This window comes from Xanthomonas hortorum pv. pelargonii (assembly GCF_024499015.1).
GTDB classification, from domain to species: Bacteria; Pseudomonadota; Gammaproteobacteria; order Xanthomonadales; family Xanthomonadaceae; genus Xanthomonas; species Xanthomonas hortorum_B.
In genome coordinates, this window is the sequence record NZ_CP098604.1 from 279421 (window position 1) to 293336 (window position 13916).

Sequence of the window (13916 nt, forward strand, 5' to 3'; positions counted from 1 at the left end):
AGACGGGAATCGTTCAAAGCGCACATCCTCAGTAAATCGCAATCGAAAGTGGAAGGGTCAGACAACGGGAAGGAGCGATGCCGCAGCACCGCTCCTCCCATTCTCGATTCCCTATTCCCCACTCACGCCTTCTTGTCGTCCTTGACCTCGGTGAACTCGGCGTCCACCACGTCATCGGCCGCCTTCGACGCCTGCGCATTGCCGCTGGCTGGATCGGCGTTGCCGCCCTGCTCTGCCGCGGCGGCTGCCGCGTACAGCGACTGGCCGGCTTCTTCCAGGGTCTTGCTGCGCGCTTCGATCTGCGCCTTGTCGTCGCCCTTCATGGCTTTTTCCAGATCCGACAGCGCCGCTTCCACCTTGCCGATCACATCGCCGCCAACCTTGCTGCCATGCTCGGTGATCGCGCTGCGGGTGGCGTGGATCAGGCCATCGGCCTGGTTGCGGGTCTGCACCAGCTCCTGGAACTTCTTGTCTTCTTCGCGGTTGGCTTCCGCGTCGGCGACCATGCGCTGGATCTCTTCGTCCGACAGACCCGAACCGGCTTTGATCTCGACCTTCTGTTCCTTGTTGGTCTTCTTGTCCTTGGCCGACACGTGCAGGATGCCGTTGGCGTCGATGTCGAAGGACACCTCCACCTGCGGCATGCCGCGCGGCGCCGGCTCGATGCCGGACAGGTCGAACTTGGCCAGCGACTTGTTGAAGCGGGCCTGCTCGCGCTCACCCTGCAACACGTGCACGGTCACGGCCGACTGGTTGTCTTCGGCGGTGGAGAAGGTCTGCGAGGCCTTGGTCGGGATGGTTGTGTTCTTTTCGATGATCTTGGTGAACACGCCGCCCATGGTTTCGATACCCAGCGACAGCGGGGTCACGTCCAGCAGCAGCACGTCCTTGACGTCGCCAGCCAGCACGCCGCCCTGAATCGCGGCACCGACGGCCACAGCTTCGTCCGGGTTGACGTCCTTGCGCGGTTCCTTGCCGAAGAAATCGGCAACCGCCTGCTGCACCTTCGGCATGCGGGTCTGACCGCCGACCAGGATCACTTCGTTGACATCGCTGGCGCGCAGGCCGGCATCGTTCAACGCGGTGCGGCACGGCTCGATCGACTTCTTGACCAGGTCTTCCACCAGCGCTTCGAGCTTGGCACGGGTCAACTTGATGTTGAGGTGCTTCGGGCCCGAGGCATCGGCGGTGACGTACGGCAGGTTCACTTCGGTCTGCTGGCTGGTCGACAGCTCGATCTTGGCGCGCTCTGCGGCGTCCTTCAGGCGCTGCAGCGCCAACGGATCCTTACGCAGATCGATGCCCTGATCCTTGTTGAATTCGTCGACCAGATACTCGATGACGCGGTTGTCGAAGTCTTCGCCGCCCAGGAAGGTGTCGCCATTGGTGGCCAGCACTTCGAACTGCTTCTCGCCATCGACTTCGGCGATTTCGATGATCGACACGTCGAAGGTGCCGCCGCCCAGGTCGTACACGGCGATCTTGCGGTCGCCGCCGTTTTTGTCCAGGCCATAGGCCAGGGCTGCAGCGGTCGGCTCGTTGATGATGCGCTTGACGTCCAGACCGGCGATGCGGCCGGCGTCCTTGGTGGCCTGACGCTGGCTGTCGTTGAAGTAGGCCGGCACCGTGATCACGGCCTCGGTGACCTTCTCGCCCAGGAAGTCCTCGGCGGTCTTCTTCATCTTTTCCAGCACGCGCGCAGAGATTTCCTGCGGCGCCATACGCTTGGCATCGCTGGTCTGCACCCAGGCATCGCCATTGTCGTGGGCGAGGATGCCGTACGGCACGTGCGAGATGTCCTTCTGCACTTCGGCGTCTGTGAACTTGCGGCCGATCAGGCGCTTCACCGCGTAGAAGGTGTTCTTCGGGTTGGTGACCGCCTGGCGCTTGGCCGAGGCACCGACCAGCACTTCGCCGTCCTTGGTGTAGGCGACGATCGAAGGCGTGGTGCGATCGCCCTCGGAATTTTCGATGACGCGGGCCTTGCCGCCGTCCATGATCGACACGCACGAGTTCGTGGTGCCGAGGTCAATACCAATGATCTTGCCCATGGATACGCTCCTGATGATTCTGTAGCTGTTTCCGGCGACGCCGGGTCTGGCTGAGATGTGGGGGTGGTGCGCAGGTGTTCAAGCCACCTGTACGAATCTGCGTTCCGCGTCCGCGCCGGCCAGTTCAGCCGGCAGCAGCCTTCAGTCGTGATTGGCCACGACCACCAGGGCCGGGCGCAGCAGGCGATCGTTGAGCAGATAGCCTTTCTGGAACACCTGCACCACGTGGCCCGGTGCGATGCCCTCGGCCTCGCCCTGGCTGATCGCCTGGTGCTGGTCCGGGTTGAACGGCTGGCCGACCGGATCGAGCAGGGTCAGGCCATTGTCGGCGGCCACCTTGAGCAGTTGCTTGTAGGTCATGTCCAGACCGTCGCGCAGCGGGCTGGGCTGGCTGCCGGCGGCGGTCAGGCCCGCATCCAGGCTGTCGAACACCGGCAGCAGCTCGCCCAGCAGCTTCTCGTTGGCGAACTTGCGCGCATTGTCGACATCGCGGGCGATGCGCTTGCGCTGGTTTTCCAGATCGGCGCGCTCGCGCAGGGCGTCGGCCTTGACCAGCGCGATCTCGCTGCGCAGCGATTCGATCTCAGCCTTGAGCGGATCGGTCTCGGGTGGGTTCTGGGACAGGTCTTCGGAGTCGAATTCGGAGTGGTCTTGGTTCATGTGCACAGTTCCCGGGCCGGCGGAACGCCCGCCCCAACGTCACCCCGTATGTGGGCGCCCGCGCGAGTTTCAAGCAAAACGATCGCCCCGATCGACTCCGGTTATCGCGTCGCGGGCGGTTCCATGGCCGCGCCCAGCACCTGGGCTGCGGTCTGCACCAGCGGAATCAGGCGGTCGTAGGCCATGCGTTTGGGCCCGATCACCCCCAGCACGCCCAGCACCTGGCCATTGGCGGCATACGGTGCGGTGACCAGCGAGACGTCTTCCAGCGACACCATGCCGGTCTCCTCGCCGATGAAGATGCGCACGCCAGGCGCCTGGATGGTGCGTTCGAGCAGTTGCAGGATCTCGCGCTTGCTGGCGAAAGCCTCGAACAGCTCGCGCAGGCGATCCAGGTCGGACAGGTCCTGCACGCCCATCAGCCGGGTCTGCCCGGCCATCACCATGTCATCGGCCTCGGCCGGCACCAGCGCCTCGCTGGCCAGGTCCACGCTGTGCGCCAGCAGCTGCTCCATCTCGTTCTTGGCCACGCGCAGCTCGCGCAGCAGCGAGGCGCGGATATCCGATAGCGCGCGCCCGGCAAACTGCGCATTGAGGTAATTGGCCACCCGCTCCAGCTCGGCCGGCTCGTAGGCGCGGCGCGGCTCGATCACCCGGTTCTGCACCTCGTTGTCGGCAAACACCAGAATCGCCAGCACCCGCCGCGCATCCAGCGGCACGAAATCGATATGCCGGAAGGCGAACTGCTCGCGCCGCGGCGCGCTGACCACGCCGACGAAGTGGCTCATCGCCGACAGCATCTGCGAGGCGCTGCCCAGCAACGATTGAGTCCCGTTGCCGCTGGCAAGCTCGGCGCGCAGGCGGCGCACTTCTTCCTCGCCCGGCGGCTGCATCTGCACCAGGCTATCGACGAACACGCGGTAGCCGTGTGCGGTAGGAATACGCCCGGCCGAGGTGTGCGGAGAGCTGAGCAGCCCCACATCTTCCAGGTCGGCCAGAATATTGCGGATGGTGGCCGGGCTGACATCCAGCCCCGCATGCTGGGCCAGCGTCTTGGAGCCCACCGGCTCGCCGTCGCGGATGTAGCGGGCAATCAGCGTCCGTAGCAACTGGCGTGCGCGGGGGTCGAGCGTTGGGGACTGTGACGCGCGCATGGGATCATCCGGTGAGACTGGGCATAGATAATCTCTGGCCCCGTGATTGGCAAGGGTCTCATTCCCTCGCCGCCCCTCCCACCCTAAGCTTGCCCAAAGCGTTCACACTCGATCCCATGCTCAGACACCTCTCCATCAAGGATTTCGCCGTCGTCCGCGCCACCGAACTGGAATTCGGGCCGGGCATGACCGTGGTCTCTGGCGAAACCGGCGCCGGCAAGTCGCTGATGGTGGATGCGCTGGGCTTTCTGTCCGGCCTGCGCGCCGATAGCGGCGTGGTGCGCCACGGTGCCGACCGCGCCGAGCTGTCGGCCGAATTCCAGCTGCCCAGCGAACATCCCGGCCTGACCTGGCTGGCCGACAACGAGTTGGACGACGACGCGCAATGCCAACTGCGCCGCATCATCCGCGCCGATGGCGGCTCGCGCGCCTGGATCAACGGCCGCCCGGTCACCTCTTCGCAACTGTCCGAGCTGGCGTCACGGCTGGTGGAAATCCACGGCCAGCACGAGCACCAGGCCTTGATGGCCCGCCACAGCCAGCTCACCCTGCTCGACGCCTACGCGCGCAACAGCGCGCAGCGCGAACAGGTGCGCCAGGCCAGCCGGCAGTGGCAGGCGCTGCTGGACGAGCGCGATGCGCTCTCGGCGCAGGGCGATGTTTCCGACCGCATCGGCTTTCTCGAACACCAGTTGGGCGAACTCGAACGCGAAGACCTGGACCCGGCCGCAATTGCCGCGCTGGACGTCAATCATCGTCGTCAGGCGCACGCCACCGCGCTGATCGGCGCCTGTGAAAGCGTCGTCCAGCAGCTCAACGGCGACGATGGCGCATCGGCGCTGGGCCTGCTGCAGGGCAGCCGCCACGACCTGGCCCGCGTCGCCGAACACGAGCCGCGCCTTGCGGAGGTGGACGCACTGCTGGACAGTGCAGCAATCCAGATCGACGAAGCGCTGGCCCTGCTCGACCGCGTACGCGACGACCTGGACGCCGACCCGGCCCAGTTCGAAGCGATGGAACGCCGGCTCGGCCGCCTGCACGATCTGGCGCGCAAGCACCGCGTGACCCCGGACGAACTGGCCGCGCAGCGCGACCGCATGAGCCAGGAAGTGGAAAGCCTACGCGGCGCAGACGAACGCCTGCAGCAGCTGGACAAGCACATCGCCACCGCAACCGACGTCTGGCGCAACGCCGCCGCCGCCCTCAGCGCCAGCCGTACCACCGCGGCAGACTCCTTGTCGGCCGCCACCACCACGCTGATCGGCGAGCTGGGCATGGGCGGCGGGCAGTTCCTGATCCAATTGCAGCCGCAGGACACCCTGCGCCCTGACCCGAACGGCGCCGAGCGGGTCGAATTCCTGGTCGCCGCCAACGCCGGACAACCGCCGCGCGCGTTGCGCAAGGTCGCCTCCGGCGGCGAGCTGTCGCGGATTTCGCTGGCGATCGAAGTGGCTGCACTGGGGCTGGACAGCGTGCCGACCATGGTCTTCGACGAAGTGGATTCCGGCATCGGCGGCGCGGTGGCCGACATCGTCGGGCAGAAGCTGCGCGCCCTGGGCGAAGAGCGCCAGGTGCTGTGCGTCACCCACTTGCCGCAGGTCGCCGCCAAGGGCCACGCGCATTACCGGGTCAGCAAGGCGCCGGTGGACGGCATGACCCAGAGCGCGGTCGAACTGCTCGGCCCGCAGGCCCGTCAGGAAGAACTGGCGCGCATGCTGGGCGGCGTGGAAGTCAGCAAAGAGGCTCGCGCGGCCGCACGCAAGCTGCTGCAGAGCGCGTAATCGGCTCGATTGCCGGGCGACACGCTCGGCGTTGTCGAGGCGGCTACCGTCTGCAAATGCACAAGGCGGCCGAAGCCGCCTTGTCGTTGCCGCCGTGCTGCGCGCCGGGTTTAGCGCACGCGCTTCTTACGCACGTACAGCACCAGCGAATGCTCTTCCAGCTCGTAACCGTGCTGGGCGGCGATCTGGCGCTGCAACGCCTCGATCTCTTCGCTTTCGAATTCGATCACGTGGCCGGTGTCCACATCGACCATATGGTCGTGGTGGCCACCGCGATCCAGCTCATAGACAGCCTGGCCGCCTTCGAAATTGTGCTTCAGCACCAGGCCGGCAGCCTCGAACTGGGTCAGCACCCGATACACCGTGGCCAGACCGATTTCGTCGCCGTGGTCGAGTAGCTGGCGATAGATGTCTTCTGCGCTGAGGTGATGGTGATTGCTCTTTTGTTCGAGCAATTCCAGTATCCGCATCCGCGGATGGGTCACCTTGAGCCCGACTTTGCGCAGGTCGTGGGTTTCCATACGTTCTCCGTTCATTGGCGATTTAGCGCCAGCTGCCTTCAAACGGGTCGCGGCGACCGGGGGGAGTGTATCATCGGCGTGATTTCCTCAGCACTTAATCCCCGATGCGCAATCTCCTGCTGGTCGCCGCCGTTGCTCTTTCCACCGCTGGCTGCGGCATCATCTACAAGCAGCCGATCTACCAAGGCAATCTGATCAAACAGAATGCCGTGGAGCAACTCCAGGTCGGCCAGAGCAAGCAGCAGGTCAGCGCGTTGCTGGGCACTCCTTCGATCCCCGACCCGTTCCATGCGCAGCGTTGGGACTACACGTCCACCCAGCGCGTAGACCGTCTGGCGCACACCGAGGTCAAGAACTTCGTCGTGTACTTCGAAAACGAGCAGGTTACCCGTTGGGAGGGCGATTATTTCCCGGCCCAGGACGAGCAGCTTGCCAAGTCGGCACCCAAGCAATTCGGCCGCAATCTGGCGCGCGACAAGAAGAAGCAGCGCGGCCGTTGATGCGGCTGCTCGGCGATTTTGCGATCGTCTGAGTGTTGGCAGGACCAGAGAACGCATCCCTTTAAACGGATGCGTTTTTTAGTTTTGGCTGGTCGGAAAGACGTGTTCGATCAAGGACTGCAGCGCGGGCCCTGACACCGACTGCGCGTTTTCTGTCGGCTGCGTCGTGTCCACAAGCGCTTGTCCGAACCAACGGCTACGTTCGGCTTCTCGGGACAGTTACCGGAAGAGTTCGCTGTGCCGCACGCGCACGTGCGTCGCAGCGCTGTCAAACGACTAGGCGTTGGGACCGGCCTTTTGCTGGGTCCGGCACGGCGACGACGCGCCTCTTTCGGATCCAGCAGCAGCGGCCTGAGCAATTCGACCCGGTCGCCATCGCGCAGCACCTGATCCGGTCGCGCAATTACCCCATGAATCGCCTGCGCTGCGAGTGGCTGATCCACCGCTAGACCAGAGGCGGCAATCGCCTCGGCTACCGTGGCGCCGTCAGGCAGATCCAGTTGCATAGAGCTGTAGCGATCCGGCCAGGCCAGCACCACTTCGACCTGCATGGCTTACACGTCGCCGCGATCGGCGACCCGCACGAAATCGTTGACCATGCGATCGGCCAGCCCCTGAAAGCCCAGCGCCAGCGCCGGACCCAGCAGCCGCGAGCTGGTCTCCACTTCCATCGTCAAACTGACCTTGCAGGCGTTTTCGCCGAGCGACTGAAATTCCCACAGGCCTTCCAGACGCTTGAACGGGCCGTCGCGCAGATGCATGACGATACGTTCCGGGCGCTCAAGCCGATTTTCGGTAGTGAACCAGGTGCGGAACGACCCCAGCCCCAGATCCAGGCGCGCCACGATATGCGCCTGGTCCTGCTCAAGCACATGGGCAGCATCGCACCAGCCGAAACGGCGCGGATAGGCGGCGACATCATTGACCAGATCGAACATGCGGGTGGCGCTGTGTTCGACCAGTGCGCTGCGACGGATGGTAGGCATTCTCTAACTTGTGAAAGACAGAAGATCGTTTGAAGACACCGAATCGGCGACAATAGCGGCATGAGCAAGAAACCAGCCAAGGATAAAGCAAACGGCGCGACGGCCACGAAAACCATCGCGCTGAACAAGCGTGCGCGCCACGAATACCACCTGGAAGAGCGCTACGAAGCCGGCCTGGCCCTGCAGGGCTGGGAGGTCAAGGCGATTCGCGCCGGCCGCGCCAATATCATCGACGGCTACGCGTATGTGCGCTCCGGCGAGATTTTCCTGATCGGCGCGCAGATCACACCGCTGATCCAGGCCTCCAGTCACACCGTGCCGGTGGAACGCCGCGACCGCAAGCTGCTGCTGCATCGTCGGGAAATCGACAAGGTGCTGAGCAGCGTCGAACGCGATGGCTACACCCTGGTGCCAACTGCGCTGTACTGGAGCAACAACAAGGTCAAGCTGGAAATCGCACTGGCCAAGGGCAAGCAGAATCACGACAAGCGCGACGCCGCCAAGGACCGCGACTGGCAGCGCGACAAGCAGCGCGTGATGCGGCGGCATAACCGAGATGCGTGAATCGGGAATCGGGAATCGCAAGAGCTGGGTAGGCTTGCTGCGTTGACCTCACGTTAGTTCACGCCGCGGGCATTGCCGGATCATCGAGAAGCATCGCGCTTTTACGATTCCCCACTCCCGATTCCCGATTCCTCACGTCTTCCCAAGCATCCGCATCAGATTCGGCACCCCCCTGCCCTGCACATAGCGATCGCGTTGCAGGTCGGTACTGGTCTCCAGCAGCAGTTGCTTGACCCGATCCGGAAAGCCGATGAACTCGCGGCGCGCCGAGAGAAAGCCGGCCAGTACGCCGGAGACATGCGGTGCCGCCATGCTGGTGCCGCTCATCTCCACCATCAGGCTGGCCGCATCGTTCGGGTCGAAGTCGTAGTAGGCCGACAGGATCTTTTCGCCTGGTGCGACCACGTCGGGCTTGCCGCGCCCGTCGGCGGTCGGCCCGCGCGACGAAAAATACGACACGCCGTAATTGTGCGGGCTGCTCTTGTGCACCGAGCCGACCACGATGGCGTCTTCCAGATTGCCCGGGTCGCTGATCGACAGATCCATGTTGGCCGGATACGCATCGCCATCGTTACGCATCAGCCAGGCCATGCCCTCGTTGCCAGCGGCAACGACAACCAGTACGCCTTGCCGCCATAGCCGGCGCAACTCGTTGCACAACGGCGTAAAACCGCAGCCGTAACTTTCCGGGTCGAAGTAGCCGCCCAGGCTCAGGTTGACCCCGTGGATGACCAACTCGCCTGCGCGCTCGTTGATCGCAGCCACTTGCTGCACCGCCTTGATCATCCAGGAATCGCGGCCGTTTCCGGCGTCGTCCAGCACCTTGAATCCATACAACTGCGTGTCCGGCGCCATGCCGGCGAACTCCTGTGGTTTACCGGGATTGTCCTCCACGTCCGCGATCACAGCCCGAGATTGGCCGGCGATGATGCCGGCGATATGGGTGCCGTGCCCATGCCGATCGAGTCTGGCGAATGCATCGCCATCTGCGCGCGTCAATCGTTTAGGCGCGCCACGCCGCGTGCAATCCCATTGCGCCACCACGCTGTCACGCTCGCCTTTCACGAAGAAATGCGGATGACTGGCCGCGATGCCGGTGTCCAGCACCGCCCAGCCGATCTGCTGCCCACGCGCGCGATACGCGGTGCGCGCAGCATCGGCATGCAAGACGTTGCCGGAGACGTTGATCAGCGCGCGCTTGCCGGCATCGCGCCACACGCGCCGGAATCCGAGTGCACGGTAGCGATCCTGCAGCGACTCGATCTCGAAGCGTGTCAGCCGCGCCGAGACGAAACGCTGCAAGCCGTCTTCCAGTTCGATCGCCTCATCCAACGCGTCGCCGCTCAAGCCGGTGCTGCGTGCAGCGGTCTCGCGCAGCTGCGCCAGCAGCAGCGCACGCGTGGCGGCCGGGTCGTTGCCGAGCAGGCGACGATCCAGTTCGATCAGCACTTCGTGCCGATGCTCGGACCCATGCGCTTCCAGCTGCTCGCTGAGATCCTTGATCAGCACTGCGTTGGACACCGGCTGATCGAAGCCCACGCCGACGGCCTCGCGCACCGCCGCACGCACCTGCGGAATCGACAGATAGCCGGAGCCCGAATGGGGGTTGTGCTGCCAATCCGGATTCAAGCGTGCGTCCGAGAGGTTTTCAAAACGTCCCTTGGCATTGGCGATGTCGTCGCTGAGATCCGGATCCAGCGCGATCGGGTCGCGTGTTTCGGCCACGTTGATCCAGCGCCGCACGCACTCGGGAAACGGCAGCTTGCGCGTGCCGGTCCAGCGTTTGAACATGCTGCGCACTTGCGGCAAGCCCAGGGGCGAGCCCAAGGTAAGGAACAAGCTGACCTCGCACTCGGCGGCCTGCAGCTGGCGCAGCACATCGAAGGCGATCATCGAGCCCTGGCTGTGCGCGACCACCACGAACGGCCCGCCGCCCGACCGCAAGCGCTGCGCCAGGCTTTCGCGCATCAACGCCGCACGCTCGGGCACGAAGAACAGATCGTGCACGTCCTGCAGCAGCGCGGCAGAGATCAAGCGCAGCAGCACGCGGTTGATCGCATCGATCGGGCCTTTCGCCTGCACGTCACCAACGGCAGGCGTGGCGGACGCAGTGTCCAGCTCGTCCAGCAAGCGATGCAGATCGCTGCGTTCCTGCTCGCTCTGCGCCAACGCATCGGCGAGCAGATGCAGATCCTGCTCGCCCGGCACCAACCCAAGCGTACTCAAGGCGCGCTGCACACTCTGATTGAGCGCAGGGCCGACATCGCGCGCATCGCAACTGCCGGGCTCGGCGACCGGATACCGCTCGCGATTGACCCAGTACGCCAGGCGCGTGCGCTCGCCCATCGGCCGCCCGAACAAGGCCTTGTCCCATTGGCAGCGCAACACCTCGGCCGGCGGCTTGTTGCCGATGCCATGGATGTAGATCACCGTGCGCGCCTTGTCCTGCACGCGGCTCTTCGCCGTGGTCTGCGGCTGCGCGCTGCGCGCTGCACGTTTGCGCACGGGTTGATCGGCAGTGGCCGCTGGTTTGCGGGGCGCTGCACGCGCAGGCCGTGGACGTGGGGGCTTGCTGGTCGCCATCGCTTCGCTCCTTCGTTTACAGATTGTTCCGTTCGGTACGGGACTGAAGCCACTGTAAGCGCTGCGTATCTCACTACTTGTGACAGGGCGCGCCGATCCCTACACTGGGCAGGTCAGCGTTTTGATGCTTTCCCCGGGGGTGCACTGGTTTCGACGGGGGTCGCGAAGTCGCTTGGCGCATGCCGAGGGGGCAGCTTTCCTCGTTAATCCAGCAGCAAACTTTTAGTTGCCAACGATGACAACTACGGTTCGGACTACGCTATCGCCGCTTAACTGGCTTTAGTTTTAGTTCTACAGCCGCCTAAGGCGAACCCCCGAACCTACTTGTGCCCGTGCTCGTAGATGTAGGGTCATTATCACGGAACCGTCGGTAGTGGCTGCCTGTCAGCTACCGGTTAGATAAAGCAGGCTGGTTTCCAGGTGCGCTTTGCCAACCGTGCTGCCTGGAAATGAGATCTAACGGAGGGCTAAGCATGTAGTGCTGGGGATGGAGTGCTTCCGGACGGCGGTTCGATTCCGCCCACCTCCACCATCTGATCGCGGAAAAGAGCAGTAAGTGCTTGATTCTGCGAAGGTTAGGCCCGGGGTTTGATGTTCAGTTTGAGCCTGCGTTAGGTATCAAACGAGGTATCAAACCCCGTGCCGAAGCCTTATTTTCTGCGCCGCCCTGCTGGGCTTTATGTGCGCTTCTTCGTCCCGACCGACCTGCAAGCCATCATTGGCTCGCGCTACCTTGTCCGTCCCGTTCGCTTGTCCCTGGGCGATGCTGCCCGTCTGGCCGTGGCACGAACTGCTGTGGCACTCTCGCAAGCATTCGATCAGATGCGGCAAGGAACGGGCATGCAGGACGATTTGCTGAGCCAGGCTCTGGCCGCGTTGCAAGGGAACGAAGCACGCCCCTACACCATCAAGGTCGGTGGCGTGGAGCTCTCTGCCAACGGAGCAGACGATCACGCCCGGCTGCTGGACGCACTGAAACACCTCCCCTTTCAGCAACTGGCTTCTGTGAAAAGCGCCGGACCGCTGCTGTCAGAGCGCGCCACCATCCACATCAGTGAAATGCGGCGCGTGGGGCGAAGCGCCAAAAACGTGCTCGATACCGAACACAGCCTGGGTCTGTTTGTGGCACTTGTCGGCGACAAACCGGTCGAGGACTACAAGACCGATGACGTCCGACAGTTCCTGGATGCGCTTGAGCACTACCCGAGCAACGCCACCAAGAAGGCGGTGTTCGCCGGCCTCACCCCTGTCGAAATCCTGAGCAAGGCACGGCAAGGTGGTCATGAACTGCTGAGCATGCGCACCAAGGAAAAGCATCGGGATCGTATTGCCTCCTTCTTCAACGCCTTGGCGAACGAAGACCTGATTAGCAAGGCGCCTCACAAAGCCATCCTCAATCGTGCCAAGTCGCTCACCGATGAGCCGAGTCGTGATCCGTTTAGCCAAGCCGAGCTTGAAGCGCTGCTCGAACTGAATGCATTCACCTCTTGGGCCAAAAAGTATCCGCACCGATGGTTTGGCACGCTGTTGGGATTTGCGACCGGTGCTCGGGTCAACGAGGTCGCTCAGCTATATGTTGACGACATCGGCAAGGTGGGCGATTTCTGGGGCGTGCGTTTCAGAGCCGCCAAGCCCGATTGATACGCCCAGGGTTTCCTAGACATCTCAAGGCCATGGAAAATGGTCGATTCGGAGGTGTCTATGAGCAGCAAGCGGTATACGGATGAGTTCAAGATCGAGGCGGTCCGGCAAGTGACTGATCGTGGGTTCAAGGTGGCAGAAGTCGCCGAGCGGCTGGGTGTCACGACGCACAGCCTGTACGCCTGGCTGCGCACGTTCGGCAAGTCTGGCGTGGTGCATCGCGCCGAGGTGGACCAGAGCGCCGAGGTTCGGCGGCTGAAGGCAGAGTTGCGTCGAGTGACCGAGGAGCGCGACATCCTAAAAAAGGCCGCCGCGTACTTTGCCAAGGGGTAAAGGCAAAGTACGCCTTCATGCAAGCCCACTGCAGGGAATTCAGGGTGTGTGCGATGTGCCGGGTATTGCGGGTCAACCGGTCGGGTTATTACGCCTGGTTGTGCTCGCCCAACAGTGAGCGCGCCAAGGAAGATGATCGCTTGCTTGGACTAATCAAGCACCACTGGCTGGCCAGCGGCAGTGTCTATGGGCATCGCAAGATCACCACGGATCTGCGCGATCTGGGTGAGCGTTGTAGTCGCCATCGGGTGCATCGGCTGATGCGCACCGAGGGACTGCGTGCCCAGGTGGGCTATGGTCGCAAACCGCGCTTCCATGGAGGGATGCAGTGCAAGGCGGCTGCCAATCTGCTTGACCGACAGTTCGACGTGACGGAGCCGGACACGGCCTGGGCGAGCGATTTCACCTTCATCCGCACGCATGAAGGCTGGATGTACCTGGCTGTTGTGATCGATCTGTTTTCCAGGCAGGTCGTCGGCTGGGCGATGCGCGATCGGGCCGACACCGAGTTGGTCGTGCAGGCCTTGTTGTCTGCGGTGTGGCGGCGCAAACCCAACACTGGTTGCTTGGTTCACTCGGACCAAGGGTCTGTCTACACCAGCGATGACTGGCGCAGTTTCCTGGCGTCCCATGGCTTGGTGTGCAGCATGAGTCGGCGTGGCAACTGCCACGACAACGCACCCGTAGAGAGCTTCTTCGGCCTGCTCAAACGCGAGCGGATCAGGCGGCGGACCTATCCCACCAAGGACGCCGCTCGCGCCGAGGTATTCGACTACATCGAGATGTTCTACAACCCCAACCGCCGCCACGGTTCAACTGGCGACTTGTCCCCTGTAGAGTTTGAACGGCGCTACGCGCAACGAGGGTCTTGAGTGTCTACGGAACCCTGGGCGTATCACATGAATGGATTTAAGCTCTCACCCAAGCTATCCACAAAACAGAAGCAACGCCTTGCTCTTGGTACTGGCTTGCTCTTGGCAATTGGAGGCTATGCCTACGCACAGGAAGCGGTGAATGAGATCTGGGGACCTTTCAACTGCGATACATGTTTGTTGGGCACTCCAATGCCCGATCCCATTACTCAGGTGTTCATTGACACTTGGCGGTCTGAGATGTCGAGACCTGGGTTCTTTCGATACACA

10 protein-coding genes, 1 other RNA gene and 2 pseudogenes are annotated in these 13916 nt (G+C 63.3%); 6 read left to right on the top strand and 7 right to left on the bottom strand.

What is annotated here, in order from left to right:
• Positions 1-122: 122 nt before the first annotated feature.
• The 3 genes from dnaK to hrcA all read right to left on the bottom strand — a co-directional run bounded on the left by dnaK (position 123) and on the right by hrcA (position 3865).
• The gene (gene dnaK, locus NDY25_RS01210) at positions 123-2051 is read right to left on the bottom strand and encodes a molecular chaperone DnaK (RefSeq protein WP_168958538.1); all 1929 of its coding nucleotides are present in this window, start codon (positions 2049-2051) and stop codon (positions 123-125) included.
• 141 nt (positions 2052-2192) lie between these two features.
• The gene (gene grpE, locus NDY25_RS01215) at positions 2193-2711 is read right to left on the bottom strand and encodes a nucleotide exchange factor GrpE (RefSeq protein ID WP_168958539.1); all 519 of its coding nucleotides are present in this window, start codon (positions 2709-2711) and stop codon (positions 2193-2195) included.
• 101 nt (positions 2712-2812) lie between these two features.
• On the bottom strand, positions 2813-3865 hold the full coding sequence (gene hrcA, locus NDY25_RS01220) for a heat-inducible transcriptional repressor HrcA (protein WP_023903538.1): 1053 nt from the start codon (positions 3863-3865) through the stop codon (positions 2813-2815).
• A 116-nt stretch (positions 3866-3981) separates the two neighbouring features.
• Here hrcA and recN point away from each other — a divergent pair, with 116 nt between their 5' ends.
• Positions 3982-5646 carry a DNA repair protein RecN gene (gene recN / locus NDY25_RS01225; RefSeq protein ID WP_168958540.1) on the top strand — a complete coding sequence of 555 codons (1665 nt, stop codon included), beginning with the start codon at positions 3982-3984 and terminating at the stop codon, positions 5644-5646.
• A 110-nt stretch (positions 5647-5756) separates the two neighbouring features.
• On the opposite strand, the gene fur is transcribed toward recN, so the two are convergent.
• Positions 5757-6167, bottom strand: a complete 411-nt coding sequence (gene fur, locus NDY25_RS01230; RefSeq protein ID WP_006449456.1) for a ferric iron uptake transcriptional regulator — start codon at positions 6165-6167, stop codon at positions 5757-5759.
• Positions 6168-6271: 104 nt separating this feature from the next.
• On the opposite strand from fur, the gene NDY25_RS01235 reads away from it, so the two are divergent.
• Positions 6272-6667: an outer membrane protein assembly factor BamE gene (locus NDY25_RS01235; RefSeq protein WP_006449455.1), complete on the top strand. Its 396-nt coding sequence runs from the start codon at positions 6272-6274 to the stop codon at positions 6665-6667.
• A gap of 293 nt (positions 6668-6960) precedes the next feature.
• On the opposite strand, the pseudogene NDY25_RS01240 reads toward NDY25_RS01235, so the two are convergent.
• Both NDY25_RS01240 and NDY25_RS01245 read right to left on the bottom strand, forming a co-directional pair.
• Positions 6961-7218: pseudogene (locus NDY25_RS01240) on the bottom strand (RnfH family protein); the annotation flags it as partial.
• A gap of 3 nt (positions 7219-7221) precedes the next feature.
• Positions 7222-7653, bottom strand: a complete 432-nt coding sequence (locus NDY25_RS01245) for a type II toxin-antitoxin system RatA family toxin (protein WP_006449453.1) — start codon at positions 7651-7653, stop codon at positions 7222-7224.
• Positions 7654-7713: 60 nt separating this feature from the next.
• On the opposite strand from NDY25_RS01245, the gene smpB reads away from it, so the two are divergent.
• Positions 7714-8217 (top strand): SsrA-binding protein SmpB, encoded by a 504-nt coding sequence (gene smpB, locus NDY25_RS01250; RefSeq protein WP_006449452.1) that lies wholly within the window; start codon positions 7714-7716, stop codon positions 8215-8217.
• A 132-nt stretch (positions 8218-8349) separates the two neighbouring features.
• Here the strand turns inward: smpB and NDY25_RS01255 are convergent, their stop codons facing one another.
• Positions 8350-10800 (bottom strand): S8 family serine peptidase, encoded by a 2451-nt coding sequence (locus NDY25_RS01255; RefSeq protein ID WP_168958542.1) that lies wholly within the window; start codon positions 10798-10800, stop codon positions 8350-8352.
• Between the two features lie 135 nt (positions 10801-10935).
• On the opposite strand from NDY25_RS01255, the gene ssrA reads away from it, so the two are divergent.
• The 3 genes and pseudogenes from ssrA to NDY25_RS01270 all read left to right on the top strand — a co-directional run bounded on the left by ssrA (position 10936) and on the right by NDY25_RS01270 (position 13646).
• Positions 10936-11332: a transfer-messenger RNA gene (gene ssrA / locus NDY25_RS01260) on the top strand.
• A gap of 107 nt (positions 11333-11439) precedes the next feature.
• A pseudogene (locus NDY25_RS01265) lies at positions 11440-12438 on the top strand (integrase); the annotation flags it as partial.
• Between the two features lie 63 nt (positions 12439-12501).
• A protein-coding gene (locus NDY25_RS01270; protein ID WP_256627573.1) for an IS3 family transposase occupies positions 12502-13646 on the top strand; the annotation gives its coding sequence in 2 pieces (ribosomal slippage) (positions 12502-12739 and positions 12739-13646; 1146 coding nt in all).
• Positions 13647-13916 lie beyond the last annotated feature (270 nt).